The 17,817-nt window shown below is 69.3% G+C and carries 13 protein-coding genes; 8 read left to right on the plus strand and 5 right to left on the minus strand.

From position 1 onward, the window contains the following. Nucleotides 1-113: 113 nt before the first annotated feature. The gene (locus KMW22_RS05250; protein ID WP_221088988.1) at nt 114-1,109 is read right to left on the minus strand and encodes a DUF1517 domain-containing protein; all 996 of its coding nucleotides are present in this window, start codon (nt 1,107-1,109) and stop codon (nt 114-116) included. A 131-nt stretch (nt 1,110-1,240) separates the two neighbouring features. Here KMW22_RS05250 and KMW22_RS05255 point away from each other — a divergent pair, with 131 nt between their 5' ends. From KMW22_RS05255 to KMW22_RS05275, 5 genes are all read left to right on the plus strand, one after another. Beyond that, complete coding sequence (locus KMW22_RS05255) at nt 1,241-1,612, plus strand: hypothetical protein (protein WP_221088989.1); 372 nt, start codon at nt 1,241-1,243, stop codon at nt 1,610-1,612. Nucleotides 1,613-1,705: 93 nt separating this feature from the next. Beyond that, nucleotides 1,706-2,398, plus strand: coding sequence for a desiccation-associated late embryogenesis abundant protein (locus KMW22_RS05260; RefSeq protein WP_221088990.1), 693 nt, complete (start codon nt 1,706-1,708; stop codon nt 2,396-2,398). 119 nt (nt 2,399-2,517) lie between these two features. Continuing rightward, nucleotides 2,518-2,826, plus strand: a complete 309-nt coding sequence (clpS, locus tag KMW22_RS05265) for an ATP-dependent Clp protease adapter ClpS (RefSeq protein WP_221088991.1) — start codon at nt 2,518-2,520, stop codon at nt 2,824-2,826. A 28-nt stretch (nt 2,827-2,854) separates the two neighbouring features. Then, nucleotides 2,855-5,077: an AAA family ATPase gene (locus KMW22_RS05270; RefSeq protein WP_221088992.1), complete on the plus strand. Its 2,223-nt coding sequence runs from the start codon at nt 2,855-2,857 to the stop codon at nt 5,075-5,077. A gap of 283 nt (nt 5,078-5,360) precedes the next feature. Continuing rightward, complete coding sequence (locus KMW22_RS05275) at nt 5,361-5,852, plus strand: hypothetical protein (protein ID WP_221088993.1); 492 nt, start codon at nt 5,361-5,363, stop codon at nt 5,850-5,852. Between the two features lie 338 nt (nt 5,853-6,190). On the opposite strand, the gene KMW22_RS05280 is transcribed toward KMW22_RS05275, so the two are convergent. The 3 genes from KMW22_RS05280 to KMW22_RS05290 form a co-directional block, all read right to left on the minus strand. Beyond that, complete coding sequence (locus KMW22_RS05280) at nt 6,191-7,555, minus strand: 3-oxoacid CoA-transferase (RefSeq protein WP_221088994.1); 1,365 nt, start codon at nt 7,553-7,555, stop codon at nt 6,191-6,193. Beyond that, nucleotides 7,552-8,850: a thiolase family protein gene (locus KMW22_RS05285; protein ID WP_221088995.1), complete on the minus strand. Its 1,299-nt coding sequence runs from the start codon at nt 8,848-8,850 to the stop codon at nt 7,552-7,554. The genes KMW22_RS05280 and KMW22_RS05285 overlap by 4 nt, the downstream gene beginning before the upstream one ends. 330 nt (nt 8,851-9,180) lie before the next feature. Next, entirely contained in the window at nt 9,181-9,474 is a 294-nt protein-coding gene (locus tag KMW22_RS05290) for a hypothetical protein (RefSeq protein ID WP_221088996.1), read from the minus strand. Between the two features lie 162 nt (nt 9,475-9,636). Here KMW22_RS05290 and pgi point away from each other — a divergent pair, with 162 nt between their 5' ends. Together pgi and KMW22_RS05300 are read left to right on the plus strand one after the other, a co-directional pair. Next, nucleotides 9,637-11,265: a glucose-6-phosphate isomerase gene (gene pgi / locus KMW22_RS05295; RefSeq protein WP_221088997.1), complete on the plus strand. Its 1,629-nt coding sequence runs from the start codon at nt 9,637-9,639 to the stop codon at nt 11,263-11,265. 264 nt (nt 11,266-11,529) lie between these two features. Further along, complete coding sequence (locus KMW22_RS05300) at nt 11,530-13,872, plus strand: hypothetical protein (protein WP_221088998.1); 2,343 nt, start codon at nt 11,530-11,532, stop codon at nt 13,870-13,872. Between the two features lie 460 nt (nt 13,873-14,332). On the opposite strand, the gene KMW22_RS05305 is transcribed toward KMW22_RS05300, so the two are convergent. Next, complete coding sequence (locus KMW22_RS05305; protein ID WP_221088999.1) at nt 14,333-15,142, minus strand: pyruvate, water dikinase regulatory protein; 810 nt, start codon at nt 15,140-15,142, stop codon at nt 14,333-14,335. A 173-nt stretch (nt 15,143-15,315) separates the two neighbouring features. Here KMW22_RS05305 and ppsA point away from each other — a divergent pair, with 173 nt between their 5' ends. Next, on the plus strand, nt 15,316-17,697 hold the full coding sequence (gene ppsA / locus KMW22_RS05310) for a phosphoenolpyruvate synthase (RefSeq protein ID WP_221089000.1): 2,382 nt from the start codon (nt 15,316-15,318) through the stop codon (nt 17,695-17,697). Nucleotides 17,698-17,817: the final 120 nt, after the last annotated feature.

Genomic DNA, 17,817 nt, shown 5'->3' on the forward strand with positions numbered 1-17,817 from the left:
GTCTTGTGCGCTACCGGGCCAAGGGGCATCGCTGAAAAGCCTCTCTCCTGTTCCAGCACAGCAAAAGGCTGGGCGACCGGTCCTCCCGCTCGCCCAGCCTCTGTCTCCCCTCCTTACAACCGCGTCAGATCAGGGTATTTCTGAATGGCCTCGTCCTCGCTGAGGAATTCGCCGGGAGCGTCGGGGCTCCAGATCACCTCGGCGCGGATCAGGTCGCCAGGGGTCACGCTGCTGATCGCGCTCAGGGCGGCGCGGGCCTCCTGGGCGGTGGTCACACCCGCCGGGGGCAGGGCCGCCAGGGCGTGGGCCGCTACGGCAATGGTCACGGCGAGGTACTGGTCGCCTGCCTCGTGCTGAAAGGTGTAGTCGCTGCGCCCCTGGTACCCGCTGCGGGGGTCGTTGTTCTGATAATTACTGGTGGTCTGCTCGGTAAAGGCAGCGCGGGCCTGGGTGGCCCAGGCGCCCACCTGACTGTCGGCCGTGGCCGCCGAGCCCTGGGCGCGCTGCACGTGGCCGTACACCCAGCGTTCGGGGTGGCGCAGCAGCACCAGCGCGGCCTCCTGCAGCATGCGGGTCAGGCCCTCGTTGGTGTCGGGGTCGCCGGTCTGGGCCACGCGGCCCAGGGCACGCTTGACCTCGTCGCCCTCGGCCAGCAGCAACTGCACGCTCACGGCCTGCGCGGTGCCGCTCACCGCGCCCAGGCCGCGTGCGCCGCCGCCCCCCAGCCCCCGGCGCATGGCGCCCACCACCATGAACACCACGCCGCCCAGAATCAGCAGGCCGATCAAGCCAAAGCCGCCGCCCCCGCCATACCCAAAGCCGCCGCCGTAGCCGCCGCCGCCAATGATGATGGGCCCGCTGTAGCCGCCCCCGTAACCGCCGCCATACCCGCCACCGTAGCCACCGCTGTACCCGCCCCCATACCCCCCACCGCGCGAGGGACTGCTGTAGCCGCCGCCACCGCCGTACCCGCCGCCCGAACTGCCGGAGCTGCGCCCCCCGAACCCGCCGCCAGACTGTGCGTGGGCCAACCCCAGCAGTGGGGGCAACAACAGGATCAGCAGCAGAAAGCGCCGCAGCGTGGCAAGAAGGGCAAGCTGTGCGGTCATACCGCAGTCTACCGGCCGCCTGTGGGGGCGCCTGCACCGTTTCTTATGGGGTTTTTGGCGGTTTTGTTCACAAAGGGCCGCGCCGGCGCGCCCTGGGCCGCCCCCGGCAAAGGCGGCGTACACTGACCAGCGTGAGTGCCCGCGCCCCCATTACCCTGAGCCCCGACGCCTGGGACGCCTTTCTGGCGGGCCTATACGAGCGAGGCGACCGCCTGGACCTGCGCCAGCCGGGCCAGCCCTACGCCCCGGATGAGGTGGTGGACGCCTGGGTGCTCAGCGGCCACGCCGAAGCCCTGCGCAGCGCCGAGGTGGACGGCGACCTGTGGGGCACCCTGGAGGACATTGAAGAAGAAGCGGGGTCTGAGGACGAGGCCTGGGCCAAGATCGTGGCCTTTTACCTGGAACGCGGCTGTGTGCTGGTGCAGGTGCAGGGTCTGGATGAACCCGAGGACTGGATTCTGAGCGAGGACCTGGCCCGCCGCCTGGGCCTGCCGGTGGGCTGAGCCCGGCCCCAGGTCCCTACAGCGGCTCCGGCGTGAACCGCCTGTAAATCGCGGCTCATCTCGCACAGATGAGGGGGGCGTAGGCTCTTTCTCATGAAAGAGCATCACTTTCCTCTGAAACGTCTGCTGCTGCTGGGTGCCCTGGTGGGCGCCGGTGCCTACTACTTCAGCCGCGAGCAAAACCGCCGCGCCCTGGACGCCAAGCTGGCCGAACTGGGCCTCAAAGACGCCGCGCACGACGTGGGCCAGAGCGTAACCAAGGGCTGGGAAAAGACCAAGGAAGCCGCCAAGGACGCGGGCGCCGTGCTGGCCGAGAAAGCCGGCGAGGTCAAGGATGCCGCCGCCTCGGGCGGGGTACAGGCCGCCGCCGAAAAGGCCAAGGACGTGGCCAGCGACGTGAAGACGGCCGTGGGGGGCGCCGCCACGCAGGCCGGGGCCGCCGCCCAGGGCGTGGCCCAGACCGCCAGCGACAAGGCCCAGGACCTGAAAGCCGACGCCAAGGCGGGCGCCGCGCAGGCGGCCAGCGATCTGAAAGCGGGCGCGCAGCAGGCCGCCGAGGGGGCCAAGACCGCCGCGCAGACCGCAGCCCAGACAGCCGCGCAGGGTGCGGGCCAGAGCACCCAGGGTCAGAACGCCCAGAAACCCGCTGGCCAGCCGGCCAGCACCCCGGCCCAGGGCAGCACCCCCGGCGCGGCAGGCACCCAGGGCGCCCAGCCCCAGGCGAACCAGGGCCAGCAGGGCACTACGGGCACGGGGCCCAAGCCCGGCAGCAACGGCAAAGCCTGATTCTTCACGCCTCTCTCCCCGCCCCTCCTGCAACGGAGGGGCGCTTTGCTTGCCCTGGCGCGCCCACACCGTAAGGCGTGTTCCTGCCTGCCCCGGGCACGGGCCGCTACACTCGCCCCATGACGCGCCGGGAGGAGCAGGGCCAGACCCAGACACTGGAGCGCACGCACACCGAGAAGCCCCGGCTGTTTCGGGTGCTGCTGCTGAACGACGACTACACGCCCATGGACTTCGTGGTGATGGTGCTGCGGCGCTACTTTCGCAAGGGCGAGCAGGACGCCGAACTGATCATGCTGGCGGTGCACCGCAAGGGTCAGGGGGTGGCCGGCGTGTACCCGCGCGATGTGGCCGAGACCAAGGTGGCGCAGGTCATGGCCCACGCCCGGCAGGAAGGCCACCCGCTGCGGGTGGTGGCGGAGCCGGAATGAAGCACCCAGAGCACGCCCGGAGGCGCACATGATTGGAGACCACCTGCAAGTCACGATTGCCCGCGCCGCCGACTACGCGCGTGAAGCGGGGCACGAATACGTCACCCAGGAACACCTGCTGCTGGCCCTGACCCACGACCCCGAAGCCAGAGACGCCCTGCTGGCCCTGGGCGTGGATGTGCCGCGCCTGCGCGACGCCCTGCACGGCGCCCTGGCCGAGCTGGAGACACTGCCAGACGCCGAGCCCGATTTCACCCTGGGCGTGCACCGGGTGGTGGAAGGCGCGGTGCTGCAGCTGCATGCCAGCGGCAAGGGCCGCGAGCAGGCCGACGGCGCCCGGGTGCTGGCCGAACTGCTGGAAGAGGACGACAGCGCCGCGCGCGCCGCCCTGGAAGCGCAGGGGATCACGCGGCTGGACGTGCTGAACTACCTGTCGCACGGGGTGGCCAAGGTGCCCGGCCGCGAGCGCGAACGCCGCGTGGCGGGCGTGGATGGCCCCGGGGACGCGGCCCCCGCCCCGGACGCCGAGCCCGACCCGCTGGCTGCCTACGCCAGCGACCTGACTGCCCAGGCGCGCGCGGGCGCCTTTGACCCGGTGATTGGCCGCGCGGCCGAACTGGAGCGCATGGTGCACATCCTGGCGCGGCGCACCAAGAACAACCCCGTACTGGTGGGCGAACCCGGCGTGGGCAAAACTGCCCTGGCCGAGGGGCTGGCGCAGCGGGTGGCGGGCGGACAGGCCCCAGGCTTTCTGCGCGGCGCGGCCGTGTACGCCCTGGACCTGGGCGCGCTGCTGGCGGGCACGCGCTACCGGGGCGATTTCGAGCAGCGGCTCAAGGGGGTGCTGGCCGCGCTGGACGGCCAGAACGCCGTGCTGTTCATTGACGAACTGCACACCCTGGTGGGCGCCGGCGCCACCGAGGGCGGCAGCGTGGACGCCGCCAACCTCCTCAAACCGGCGCTGGCCCGGGGGCGGCTGCGGGTGCTGGGGGCCACCACCCCCGCCGAGGTGCGCCACCTGGAAAAAGACCGCGCGCTGTGGCGCCGCTTTCAGACCGTAGAGGTGCCCGAACCCACCGAGGAGGACGCCCTGGCCATCGTGCAGGGCCTGTCTGGCCGCTACGCGGCGCACCACGGCGTGACCTACACCCCGGCGGCGCTGGAGGCGGCCGTGCGCCTGTCGGTGCGGCACCTGCGCGACCGCTTCCTGCCCGACAAGGCCATTGACGTGCTGGATGAGGCGGGCGCGGCCCGGTCCAGCAGCGGCCAGGGGGGGCGCCTGGACGTGCCCGACATCGAGGCGACGGTGGCCCGCATGGCCCGGGTGCCGCTGGGCGCGGTCAAGGCCGAGGAAGTCACCTCACTGGCCACCCTGGAAGCGGACCTGAAGGCGCGGGTGTACGGCCAGGACGCGGCGGTGGCGGCGGTGGCGAGTGCCGTGAAGCTGGCGCGCGCCGGGCTGCGCGCCTCTGACAAACCCCAGGGCATGTTCCTGTTTGCCGGGCCCACGGGGGTGGGCAAGACCGAACTGGCCCGCGCGCTGGCCGAGCGCCTCGGCATTCATCTGGCGCGCTTTGACATGAGCGAGTACCAGGAAGCGCACACGGTGGCCCGCCTGATCGGCGCCCCGCCCGGCTACGTGGGCTTTGACCAGGGCGGACTGCTCACCGACGCCGTGGCCAAGCACCCGCACGCGGTGGTGCTGCTTGACGAGATCGAGAAGGCACACCCCGACGTTTACAACCTCTTCCTGCAGCTGATGGACCACGGCACCCTGACGGACCACACCGGCAAGAAGGTGGATGGCCGGGGCTTGATCCTGATTTTTACCACCAACGCAGGCGCCGCCGACGCCGCGCGCCCGGCCCTGGGCTTTTCCCGCGCAGGCCGCAGCGGCGAGGAAGCCGAGGCCGTGAAGCGCACCTTTACCCCCGAATTCCGCAACCGGCTGGACGCCACGCTGCACTTTGCGCCGCTGTCTCCGGCCGTCATGGATCACGTGGTGGACAAGTTCCTGCGCGAACTGCAGGCGCAACTGCAGGAACGGGGCGTTACGCTGACGGTCACCCCAGCGGCCCGCGCCCGGTTGGCCGCCCTGGGCTACGACCCGGCACTGGGGGCCCGGCCCCTGGCCCGTGTGATTGACACCCACCTGAAGCAGCCCCTGGCCGACGCCTTGCTGTTCGGCCACCTGAAGGGTGGCGGCGCCGCCACAGCCGATGTGCAAGGCGGGCAATTGGTTGTGTCCTAAGAAAAGGTCTGAGAAGTGCTGTGCAAACCAGAAGGGAGCCTGAGGTGGGCCAGGTCTTGACCTGTACCCGCTGCTTCAGAGTGCGCGCCGAAGGAATGCCTGTCGTTTCTGGGCGATAAAACGCTGGCTGGCCTCATTAGGAGGCCGGCCGCTTTTACCAGCTCGCCCTGGTCTTTACCGGGCGAATCCGCAAATGACTGTGGGGATCGCTATGAAGTGGGCGGGAAGGAGGTAAAGGTTTACTGCGTTTTTCCTCATGCCGTCCCCCAAATGAGCCGGGAAGATGTCTGGCATGAAACCCACCTTGCTGGTTCTGATCACCGCTGCTCTGCTCGCGTCCTGCGCGCCCAAGGAAGAAGGCACGACCACGACCACCGAAACGACCACCACAGAAACCACCACTGATACCAGCACGGACACCGCCACCACGGATACGGCGACCACCGACGCCGCTGACGATGCGGCCGACCCCGGCGCCGACAGCACCATGACCAACAACGACGACGCCAACACCAGCGAAGAGGTGGATATGGCGGTGGGCGACGGCCTGGAAGGCACCGTGACCGACTTTGATGGCACCGCCCAGAGCTTTACCCTGAACGAGAACGACGCCAACTACGCCGTGAAGGTTTCGCCCGAAACCGTTTACGAAGGTGGCGCCACCACCGCCGAGGAATTCTTCGGCAGCGACCGCGCCGACGCCAATGTGGCTGTTGAAGGCGAGATTGACGAGAGCACCAACACCCTGAACGCCACCAAGATCACCCTGAACTGATCCTGTGTTCCTGCAACCGGCCTCCTGATCTGGGGGCCGGTGTTCCGTTGTGGTTAGGGCCGTGGGGGAAACTTGCGCGGCCTCATTGGGTGGAAGACCTTTCGCATCAGGGAATGGGTTGGCAGCCAACCTGTAAGCCACCCGCTCTGCTCAGCGCCCTGTCTTGATCTGGCCGCTCCGCTCATGCTTCGAGACGTTGTCCTGCTCGGCCAGAACCTGCTGACGGGGCTTGCTCCTGAAGTTGGCCGCACGGGTAAAAGCCGACTCTGCGAGGCCAAGCCATATCCAACAGCACAGGACCGGGGCACCACACGCCCCGGTCTCTGTCAGCACTTGGTTTAAGCGGGCGCTGTTTCTCCCTGCAGCGCCTCCACGAAGGTCGCGCCGGTGCCGGCCCGCACCTCGTCCAGGGTGGCGCCGGGCATCAGTTCGGTGAGGGTCAGGACACCACCCCGGAATTCAAAGACCGCCTTGTCGGTGATCACCATGTCCACCGCGCCGCGTGCAGTCAGGGGCAGGGTGCACTCGGGGACGATCTTGGGCGTGCCGTCGGGGTCCGTGTGGCTCATGGTGATGATCAGGCGCTGGGCGCCGCTGGCGAGGTCCATCGCCCCGCCCACGCCCAGCAGCGGCTTACCGGGCACCGCCCAGTTCGCCAGGTTGCCGTGAGCGTCCACCTGCAGGCCGCCCATCACGGCCACGTCCACATGCTTGCCCCGGATCATGGCAAAGGAGTCGGCGCTGTCAAAGTAGCTGGCGCCGGGCAGGGCGGTCACCGGAATCTTGCCCGCATTCACCGGGTAGTTCAGCGCGCCGCCGTCCTCGGGGGCGGGGCCCACGCCCAGCATGCCGTTTTCGGTGTGCAGGTTCACGCCGTGTTCCGGGGTGATCAGGTCCGCCACCAGCGTGGGGATGCCGATGCCCAGGTTCACCACGTCGCCGCGCTTCAGTTCCTGCAGGGCGCGGCGGGCCATGTTCATGCGGGCCTCGTCCACCTTCTTGGCGCTGCCCTTCACACTGGCGCTGGAGCCCAGGTGTTCGGGCAGCAGCGGCGCCTGCACCAGATAGTCCACGTACAGCCCCGGCGTGTGCACCTGCTCGGGCGCAATGGTCCCCACGGGCACGATTTCCTCGACCTCGGCAATCACGAGGTCGGCGGCGGTGGCCATCGCCTTGTTAAAGTTCTGCTCGGTCAGGCGGTACTGCAGGTTGCCTGCCGTATCAGCCCGCCACGCGCGCACAAAAGCCACGTCGCCGCGCAGGGCGGGCACAAAGATCATCTCTTGGCCGTTCAGGGTCCGCACGTCGGCGTCCCCGGCGATCAGGGTGCCGGCGGCCGTGGGGGTGTAAAAGCCGCCCAGCCCGGCGCCCCCGGCCCGCAGCGCCTCGGCCAGCGTGCCCTGGGGCAGCAATTGCACCTCCAGCCAGCCTTCCTGATTGGCCTTGACTGCTTCGGGGTTGGAGGTGAAGTAGGAGCCCACCGCCCTGGCAATCTGGCGGTTGCGCAGCAGGCGCCCACCGCTCAGGCCCGGTTCAGAGACGTTGTTCGCCACGTAGGTCAGGCCCTGCACGTCAGTATCGGCCAGCGCGTGCACCAGGTGGACCGGGTTGCCGGTCATGCCGAAGCCGCCCACCAGCAGGGTCTGGCCACTGCGCACCTTAGCGGCGGCTTCCTGCGGGGTAATCACAGGGACCGTCTTCATGCCTCCACCCGTTCAATGATCGCGGCCTCGCCCTGGCCCACGCCCACGCACAAGGTGGCTAGGCCGTAACGCCCCTCACGCCGGGCCAGTTCGTGGGTCAGGGCCACGATCAGGCGGGCGCCGCTCATGCCCAGCGGGTGCCCCAGGGCGATGGCGCCGCCGTTCACGTTCACCTTCTCTTCGGGCAGGTCCAGTTCGCGGATACAGGCCAGCGCCTGCACGGCAAAGGCCTCGTTCAGCTCGATCAGGTCCAGGTCGGCCACGCTCAGGCCGGTGCGCGCCAGCACCTTGCGGGTGGCGGGAATGGGGCCCAGACCCATCACGCGCGCTTCCACACCGGCCGAGGCGCCGCCCACCCAGCGGGCCAGCGGGGTCAGGCCCAGTTCGCGCGCCTTGGCGGCCGACATCAGCACCAGGGCCGCCGCGCCGTCGTTCAGGCCGCTGGCGTTGCCGGCCGTCACACTGCCCCCCTTGCGAAAGGCCGGTTTCAGGCCCTGCAGGGTGGCTTCATCGGTGGCCAGGGCGAACGCGTCGCCCTCTTTCTTCATGCGCGGGTGCTCGTCGGTGTCCACGACGGTGACGCCCTTGCGGCCCTTGACCTCCACGGGCACGATCTGGCTTTTAAAGTGGCCCGCGTTGATGGCGTCCACCACCTTGCGCTGGCTGTTCAGGGCGAAAGCGTCCTGCGCCTCGCGGGTGATCTCGCCGCCCGCGTAGGCGCCGTCACGGCTGCGCTCGGCGATGTTTTCCGCCGTCTCCCCCATAGCCTCTAGCGGAAACAGGGCTTCCAGAGCGGGGTTCGGGAAGCGCCAGCCCAGCGTGGTGTCGTAGGCGGTCACGTTGCCGTTGGCAAAGGCCTGCGGGCCCTTGGGCATCACCAGCGGGGCGCGGGTCATGCTCTCCACGCCGCCCACCACGTACACGTCGCCCTCGCCAGCCCGGATGGCGCGCGCCGCCGTGTTCACGGCCGAGAGGCCGCTGGCGCACAGGCGGTTGACCGTCAGGCCCGCCACGGTGTCCGGCAGGCCCGCCAGCAGGGCGGCCATGCGGGCCACGTTGCGGTTGTCCTCGCCGGCCTGGTTGGCGCAGCCGAAAATCACCTCTTCAATCTGGTCAGCGGGCACGCCCGCGCGGGCCACAGCCTCGCGGATCACCAGGGCGGCCAGGTCATCGGGGCGCACGGACGACAGGGCGCCGCGAATGGCGCCGATGGGGGTGCGAACAGCCGACACGATCACCACGTCGCGCTCGTGCAGGGCCTGAAGGGACTGGGGGGCAGCTTGGGGGGCAGTCATGGGTACACTCCGGTCTGGATAAGGCAGCGAAAGGGGCCTCTGCGCGGCGCCAGGGCGGCAGGCAAAGGCAAACTGGGGATGCAACAGACGCATTCAAGCGCGCCTGCGCGCACTTTGGAAGGGGCAGCGGCCTGTCAAACGGAACGCTGCCCCGAGCATTCGTGAAGTGCCGGGGCGGCGAAGACTGCTGGAAGAAAGGTGAAGGTGAGGAGCTGTGGCCGGGGGCCCTGCTACAGCGCAGCAACATGCGCGGCCCCCGCATTGAGCAAGGGGCCGCAGGGCAAAGATGAGTTGAGGGGCGGCGGCGATGGGGTGGCCCTCCCCGGCCGGTCAGGACGCCCGGCTGCGGCGCAGGCGACCCAGCAGGGCGAACACCTGCCGCTGCTCTTCGGCCTGAATGGCGCGGCGCAGGGCCTCGGGGGACAGGGGCCGCGCGGCGGCTTCGGGGGACCCAGCGAGGGTCGAGCGGGCGCTGGCTGGGCCCGCGTGGTGCGCGGCTGGGGGCTGGGCAGCTGGGGTCTGCGGCGCCGGCTGGGGCGTATGAGGCCGTGCGTCGCCGTTCAGGTAAGGCGTGCCCCACGCCCCCCACGTCGACTGATCCGCGTCCCTGGCCTTCCTGGTCATACCTACAGGGTAGGGAGCGACTTCGCACAATTCTCTGACGAATTGAGCGTTTGGTGAAGCGCGCATGTGGACAGCCCCTGGGCGGGCGCCCGTGCGCAGCCGGTATGCTCGCGGGCGCCAGAGGCACGGCTGTATTCGCCTGCCTGAAGGGAGAGCCGCACGATGAGCATCACAACCACCCCCGCCTGGAAGGCCCTGCAGGAACACCACGACGAACTGAAAACCGCCCACCTGCGCGAGCTGTTTGAAGCCGACCCTGCGCGCGGCGAGACCTTCTGCGCCGAGGGCGCGGGCCTTTATCTGGATTACAGCAAGAACCGCGTCACCGCTGAGACCCTGGAACTGCTGTGCGACCTCGCGCGGGCGGCGGGAGTGGAAGAGCGGCGAGACGCCATGCTGGCCGGCCAGAAGATCAACGTGACGGAGGACCGCGCCGTGCTGCACACCGCGCTGCGCCAGCCCCAGGGCGCGGCGGTGACGGTGGACGGCCACAACGTGGTGCCCGAGGTCCACGAGGTGCTGGGCCGCATGAGCGCCTTTGCCGAAGAGGTGCGCGCGGGCCGCTGGCTGGGCCACACGGGCAAGCCGCTGAAGAACATCGTCAACATTGGCATTGGGGGCAGCGACCTGGGCCCGGTAATGGCCTACGAGGCGCTGAAGTTCTACGCCCAGCGCGACCTGACGGTGCGCTTCGTGTCGAACGTGGACGGCACCGATTTGGTGGAAAAGACGCGCGACCTGGCGGCCGAGGAAACGCTGTTCATCGTGAGTTCCAAGACCTTTACCACCCAGGAAACGATGGCCAACGCCCGCTCGGCCCGCGCGTGGCTGCTCGCAGCGCTGGGGGATGAGGCGGCGGTGGCGCGGCATTTCGTTGCGGTCAGCACCAATGCCAGGGAGGTGGCGGCCTTTGGCATTGACACCGCCAACATGTTCGGCTTCTGGGACTGGGTGGGCGGGCGCTACTCGCTGGACAGCGCCATTGGCCTGAGCCTGATGATCGCGGTGGGCCCCGCGCCCTTCCGTGAACTGCTGGCAGGCTTTCATGACATGGACGAACACTTCCGCACGGCGCCGCTGGAGCAAAACCTGCCCACGCTGCTGGCGCTGTTGGGGGTCTGGTACAACAACTTCTTCGGCGCCCAGACGCACGCGGTGCTGCCCTATGACCAGTACCTCGCCTACTTTCCGGCGTACCTGCAGCAGCTGGACATGGAAAGCAACGGCAAATCGGTCACCTTAGGCGGTCAGGTCGTGGACTACCAGACGGGGCCGGTGGTCTGGGGCCAGCCGGGCACGAACGGCCAGCACGCCTTTTATCAGCTGATTCACCAGGGTACGAAGCTGATTCCCTGCGATTTCATCGCCTTCTGCCAGACCCTGAACCCGCTGCCCCAGCCCGGCGGAGCGCCGCACCACGACCTCCTGATGGCGAACGTGTTTGCCCAGACCGAGGCCCTGGCCTTTGGCAAGACGCACGCCCAGGTGCTGGCCGAGGGGGTAACGCCGGACCTGGCGCCCCACCGCGTGTTCGAGGGCAACCGCCCCACGAACACCCTCCTGGCCGACCGCCTGACCCCGCACACGCTCGGCGCGCTGATCGCGCTGTACGAACACAAGGTCTTTGTGCAGGGCGCGGTCTGGGGCATCAATTCCTTTGACCAGTGGGGCGTGGAACTGGGCAAGGTGCTGGCCAGCCGCATCGTGCCCGAACTGGGCGAGGCCGAGCCGGAACTGGGGCACGACAGTTCCACCAACGCCCTGATCCGCCGATACCGCGCCCGCCGGTAAAGGGGGCGGGGCGAGGGCTGCCCCCTGTTGGGGGGTTAACAGAATGCGGGCCCTGGCTGGCCCCTGTTCAGGGTGGCCTGTCCGGGAACGGCCTGAGGCTGGTTTCACCCTCCTGTCCCGGCGGTTCTTCCTCTTCCCGCTGCCCCCAGCCCAGTCTGCCTGGGCTGGGGCGGCACATTGTGGCGGGCCGTCATCTGCTAAAGAGGGAATGCAGGCCCGCCCAACCCCCCCTTTGAATCTGGCCTCCTTTTCCCCACTGCCCCCATGCGCCTGACCCTGATCACTGACCCCGCTGCCGACGAAGCCCTGGAAGCCACCCGGGTGCTGACGCGGCAGTATGCCAACGCGCTGCTGGTGCTGGCCCGGAGCCGCCCCGGCGAGCGGGCGACGGTGCTGGGGCGCAGCCTGGACCAGGGCGCGGCGCTGCCGCAGTGCACCCGGCGCGCGGTGGCCGCCGAGGTGGAACGCGCCCGGCACTGGGCGCGCGGCGGCCTGAAAACCGACGGCTTCTGGCTGGACGCCCGCAGCATGCGGGTGCACGCTGCCGGCGCGCAGGTGAGCGTATGGACGCTGCGGGGCCGCCTGACCCTGGGCGCGCGGCTGGGGAACTACCAGCGGCACCTGCTGAATACTGGGGTGGTGCGCGGCGGGCGGATCACGCGGGCCCGCTCCGGGGCGTGGTACGTGCAGGTGCAGCTGGCCGCACGTTCTGGCGCCGCAGAGGGCGCCCCCACCTCTGTGGACGCGCTGGAACGCCAGGGCCTGTTCAGCGAGGTGGCCCGGCGCCTGCGCGGCGGGCGCCTGAGTGCCCGGCAGCAGGGGCAACTGGCCCTGGCCCTGCTGGACACCGGCCAGACCGACGAAGCCGAGCTGCTGCTGCTCACCGCCCTGGGGGGCGAGCGCCCCGACGCCCGCATTCACCTGGGCCTGAGCCTGCTGGCGGGCAGCCGCCGCGACCCGCAGGCGCGGCTCTCGCACGCCGGGCGCGGCCTGCACGAGGGGCCTGACGATTTCACGTCGTGGTGGCTGCGCTGCTCGCAGGCGCGGGCGCTGGTGGAACTGGGGCGCGCGCCCGATGCCCGGCCCATCATGGAGGGCGTGCTGCGCGAGCTGCCCGCCTCGGAGCTGCGCTCGCGCGCGCGGGCGCTGTACTTTGCCCAGGGCGTCTGCGCGGCCCTGGACGACTTTGCGGGCCAGGACCGCTACGGGCGCGAGGCCCTGCGCCTCTTTGACCTGCTGGGCCTGGGCGGCGAGGGGCTGTCGCTGCGGCTGGACCTCGCCTACCGCCTGTATTTCCAGGGCCGCGCCGACGAGAGCTTTGCCATGATTGGCGAGGTGCTGGACATGACGGCCCGCCTGGAAGACCCGCGTGCGGGCGTGGCCCACCTGATCTGCGCCGAGCTGCACCTGCTGAGCGAGGAGTTTGCCCCCGCCCTGACCCACCTGGAACAGGTCCACGCGGCGCAGGGGCGCCACGCTGGGGACCGGCTGGACGTGCCGGCGCGGGCCTTTGCCGCTGAATGCCTGTGGCGGCTGGGACGGCTGAATCTCCCGGATTTCGAGCGGCGCATTGAGGGCCTGCACGCCACCCAGGACTTTGACCATGTGGTCAAGGCCTTTTACACCGGCCTGCTGGCCTTCGAGGCCGGGCAGCGCGGCGCGGCGCGCGCAGCTTTTGAACAGGTCACGGGCGGTGTGGCCCTGCTGGACGGCTTCCGGCTGAGGTCCTACGCCTTTCTGGCCTTTGAACGCTGGGCGGCGGGCGAGCCCCTGGAGGCCGCCAGCGCCGAGCTGCTGCGTGCCCTGAACCATGTGGGGGGCGAACTGGCCCTGGCGGTAGACGCCGGTCGGCTGGCCGCCCTGTACGCCGCCTGCGCCGAACGCGGGATTGGCGGGCGACCGGTGCAGCGGCTGGCGCAGCGGCTGCGGCCCCTGCTGAGCGTGCGCACCCTGGGGGGCTTTGCCGCCAGCGTGAACGGCCAGCCGGTGCACATCCGCCTGAGCAAGGCACGCGAACTGCTGGCTTACCTGGTGCTGCACGGCCCGGCCAGCCGCGAAACCCTGATCACCGCGCTGTGGAACGGCGAGGCGCGCCCCGAACTGGGTTCGTACTTCAAGCAGGCGCTGCACGCGCTGCGGCAAGCCTTGCGGCCCTTTCTGCCCGCCGCCGCCGCCGATCCGGTACCGCACCTGGGGGGGCTGTACCACCTGTCCGAACGCTTTGCGGTGCAGGGCGACGCCCTGGCCCTGCGCGCCGCGCCTGTGCACGACCCCGAACAGCTGCAAGAAGCCCTGCACCGCTACGGCGGCCCGTTTCTGCCCGAGGTGGACACTGAGTGGGCCGACGAGATGCGCAGCGAGCTTGAAGCCCAGGCACAGGCACTGGCGATGGCCCTGGGCCGCAGCCTGGAGGCAGATCAGCCGCTGGCTGCGGCGCGTGCCTATCTACAGGCAGCCGCGCTCAACCCCCTGTTTGAATCAGCCTGGGAAGCGGCGGCCCAGGCCTACGAACGGGGCGGCGCGCCACACCTCGCCCAGCACGCCCGCACCCAGCAAACGCTGGCCGTGCAGCAGGAAATGGGCCTGTGGGCCGCCGAAGCCGACTAAGAACAGGGGGGATATGGGCGGGAACGCGGCAGAGGGCTTCTGTGGGGGCGGGTTGTCCCCGGGTTAACCACCCCTGCGGCAGACTGCGTGCAGTTCACCCGCTCTTTCGGAGGTTGCTGACATGAAGACTCTGCTGACTCGAACACTGATGGTCGTGTCGCTGCTGCTCGTTTCGGCAGCGCCCGCCAGCGCCACGTTGAACGCCCCGTGTTGCATCACGGGGGGCAGTCCAGCCTCTACCACTTCGCCACGCTAGCGCCTGCCAACTTTCCGCCCCGACCCCTCCTCTCACGCGGCGCGAGCCACCCTCCCCAGCATCCTTCCCCTGCGTCTTCTTACGTTGACCCTGCTCCGTCGCCTGGCCAGAAGCGTCTCACCGCGCTTCTGGCTTTTGCTGTGGCCAAAACTGGCGGCCTGGGTGGCTTTGAGAAGTGAAAGGCCTGCCCCTGCCTAGGCCCCCTTAGCCCTGACGCACACTCTGCAGAATTCCGGCGGCAATTTCTTCCACGCTGGCGCTGGTGGTGTCGCGCACGGGAAGGCCCACACGCTGAAACAGGCGCTCGGCGCGGCGGACCTCGTGCTCGCACTGTTCCAGGCTGGCGTAGCGGCTGCCCGGCTTGCGCTGGGTGCGAATAGCGTGCAGGCGCCGGGGGTCAATGGTCAGGCCGTGCAGTTTGTGGCGCCAGGGCTCCAGCGGCAGCGGCAGGCCGGTGCGTTCAAAGTCGTCCTCGGCCAGCGGATAATTACTGGCGCGAATGCCGTGCTGCAGCGCCAGAAACAGGCTGGTGGGGGTTTTGCCTGCGCGGGACACCCCCACCAGAATCACGTCGGACAGGCCGTACTGCTTGTCGCCCACACCGTCGTCGGTGGCCAGGGCGAAATCCAGGGCGTCCATGCGCGACAGGTAGGCCTCGGTGTCGTGCATATCGTGGTGGCGGCCCACCTCGCGCACGGCCGGCACGGCGAACTCACGTTCCAGCACGCCCAGCCCCGGGCCCAGCAGGTCAAAGACCTCGGCGGGGCAACCCTGCAACTCGGCCAGCACGTCGGCGCGGGTAATGGTGGTGAAAATCAGCGGGCGCTCGCCGCGCTCGGCCAGCACACAGACCTCGCGGGTGATGGCCTGCGCGGCGGGCACGTCCGCCGTAAACGGGCGGCGGCGGTACACCAGCGGCTGGCCCGGAAAGTGCGCCAGCAGGGCGCGGGCAATGTTCTCGGCGGTCAGGCCGGTATGGTCACTCACGATCAGCACAGTGCGCGGCTCGGGCATGGGCCCCAGCCTGACATGGGGAGCGCTTCCAGACCTGCGCCGTCTGGCGGGCAGGGACATTGTCACCCCCCGGGTGGCAGGAGGACGGCGCGGGCTCGGGTAAGCTGGCAGCCAAGGCACACTAAAGCGCCCGGTTCCACTTAGGAAAACCTTCATCTCAACGGAGAAAACCCATGGATATGATTCGCCCGTTCCAGACACTAAGGATGACCGACGTGGAGCTTGTCGGCGGCAAGAACGCCTCGCTTGGCGAACTGATTCAGGGCCTCTCGGGGGCTGGGGTGCGCGTGCCCGGCGGCTTTGCCACCACCGCCGACGCCTTCCGGCTGTTTCTGCAGGAAAACCAGATCGAGGAGAGCATCAACGCCCGCCTGCACAGCCTGGACGTGAACGACGTGGTGGCGCTGGCCCAGGCGGGCCGCGAGATTCGCGCGCAGGTGGAAGCTGCGCGCCTGCCCTCGGCGCTGGAGGAGGCCATCCGGGCTGCCTACGCCGGGATGACCGCCGAATCCGGCGGCACCGAGCCCGACGTGGCCGTGCGTTCCAGCGCCACCGCCGAGGACCTGCCCGAAGCCAGCTTTGCCGGGCAGCAGGAAACCTTCCTGAACGTGCGCGGCGTGGAGAGCGTGCTGCACCACGTTCGGCTGGTGTTCGCCAGCCTGTACAACGACCGCGCCATCTCGTACCGGGTGCACCACGGCTTTGCCCACAGTGACGTGGCGCTCTCGGCCGGCGTGCAGCGCATGGTGCGCACCGACCTGGGCGCCAGCGGCGTGGCCTTTACCCTGGACACCGAGAGCGGCTACAGAGACGCCGTGCTGGTCACCAGCGCCTACGGCCTGGGCGAGATGGTGGTACAGGGCGCCGTAAACCCCGACGAATTCTTCGTGTACAAGCCGGCGCTGAAGGCCGGGAAAAAAGCCATCCTGCGCCGCACCCTGGGCAGCAAGGCCAAGAAGATGGTGTATGCCGAGGCCGGCGGCGTGCAGACCGTGGACGTACCCCAGGCCGAGCAGCGCGCCTTCAGCCTTTCGGACGCGGACCTGACCGAACTGGCCCGGCAGTGCGTGAGCATTGAGGACCACTACGGCCGCCCGATGGACATTGAATGGGGCAAAGACGGGCGCGACGGGCAGATTTACATTCTGCAGGCCCGCCCCGAAACCGTGCAGAGCCGCGCCGGGGGCGTGCTGGAGCGCTTTGAACTCACCGGCAAGGGGCCGGTGCTGGTGGAGGGCCGCGCTGTGGGCAGCCGCATTGGGGCCGGCACCGTGCGCGTGGTCCGCGACGTCTCGCAGATGGAGCAGGTCAGAGACGGCGACGTGCTGGTGGCCGACATGACCGACCCCGACTGGGAACCCGTGATGAAGCGCGCCAGCGCCATCGTGACCAACCGGGGCGGGCGCACCTGCCACGCGGCGATCATTGCGCGCGAACTGGGCATTCCCGCTGTGGTGGGCACCGGAACCGCCACCCGCGAACTGCGCAGCGGTCAGGCGGTGACGGTCTCCTGCGCCGAGGGCGACACCGGCTTCGTGTACGAGGGCCAGCTGGACTACCGCATCAACCGCGTGGAGCTGGGCAACATGCCGCCCGTGGGCATGAAGATCATGATGAATGTGGCCTCGCCAGACCGCGCCTTCTCGTTTGCCGCGCTGCCGCACGAGGGCGTGGGGCTGGCGCGCGTGGAATTCATCTGCTCGAACGTGATTGGCATTCACCCCCGCGCGCTGCTGGATTACCCGGACGTGCCAGGGGACGTGAAGGCCCAGATCGAGGAGAAAACCGCCGGCTACGCCACGCCGCGCGACTTCTTCCGTGAGAAGCTGGCCGAGGGGGTGTCCTCGATTGCCGCCGCTTTTGCGCCCAAGCCGGTGATCGTGCGCCTGTCGGACTTCAAGAGCAACGAATACGCGCACCTGATCGGCGGCCCCGCGTACGAGCCCACCGAGGAAAACCCCATGATCGGCTTCCGGGGCGCCAGCCGTTACCGCAGCGCCGACTTCGCGGCGGCCTTTGCGCTGGAATGCGAGGCGATCAAGTCCGTGCGCGACGAGATGGGCCTGACCAACGTGCAGGTGATGATTCCCTTCGTGCGCACGGTGGGCGAGGCGCGGCAGATCATCGAGATTCTGGCCGCCAACGGACTGAAGCGCGGCGAGAACGGGCTGAAGCTCATCATGATGTGCGAGATTCCCAGCAACGCCATTCTGGCCGATCAGTTTCTGGAGCACTTCGACGGCTTTTCCATCGGGTCCAACGACCTGACGCAGCTGACCCTGGCCCTGGACCGCGACTCGGGGCTGGTGGCCGAGCTGTTTGACGAGCAGAACGAGGCGGTGCTGGCCCTGATGAGTCAGGCCATCTCAGCCGCCAAACGCGCGGGCAAGTACGTGGGCATCTGCGGCCAGGGCCCCAGCGACCACCCCGCGCTGGCCCAGTGGCTGATGGACCAGGGCATTGATTCGGTCAGCCTGAACCCCGACTCCGTGCTGGGCACCTGGCTGCATCTGGCGGGCGAGGGCGCCGAGGCCCGCGCGACCGTGGCCCACTAAACCCGGGGCCGTCTCAACCCAGCGGGCCAGGGGGACGTGAATGTTCCTTTGGCCTGCCCGCCTGTCGTTGCCCCGGGCCCGGTCCCTAGAGCCGTTGACATCAAGACGATGTTGGGTCTC

It is taken from the genome of Deinococcus aquaedulcis, from assembly GCF_019693445.1.
Lineage (GTDB): Bacteria > Deinococcota > Deinococci > Deinococcales > Deinococcaceae > Deinococcus > Deinococcus aquaedulcis.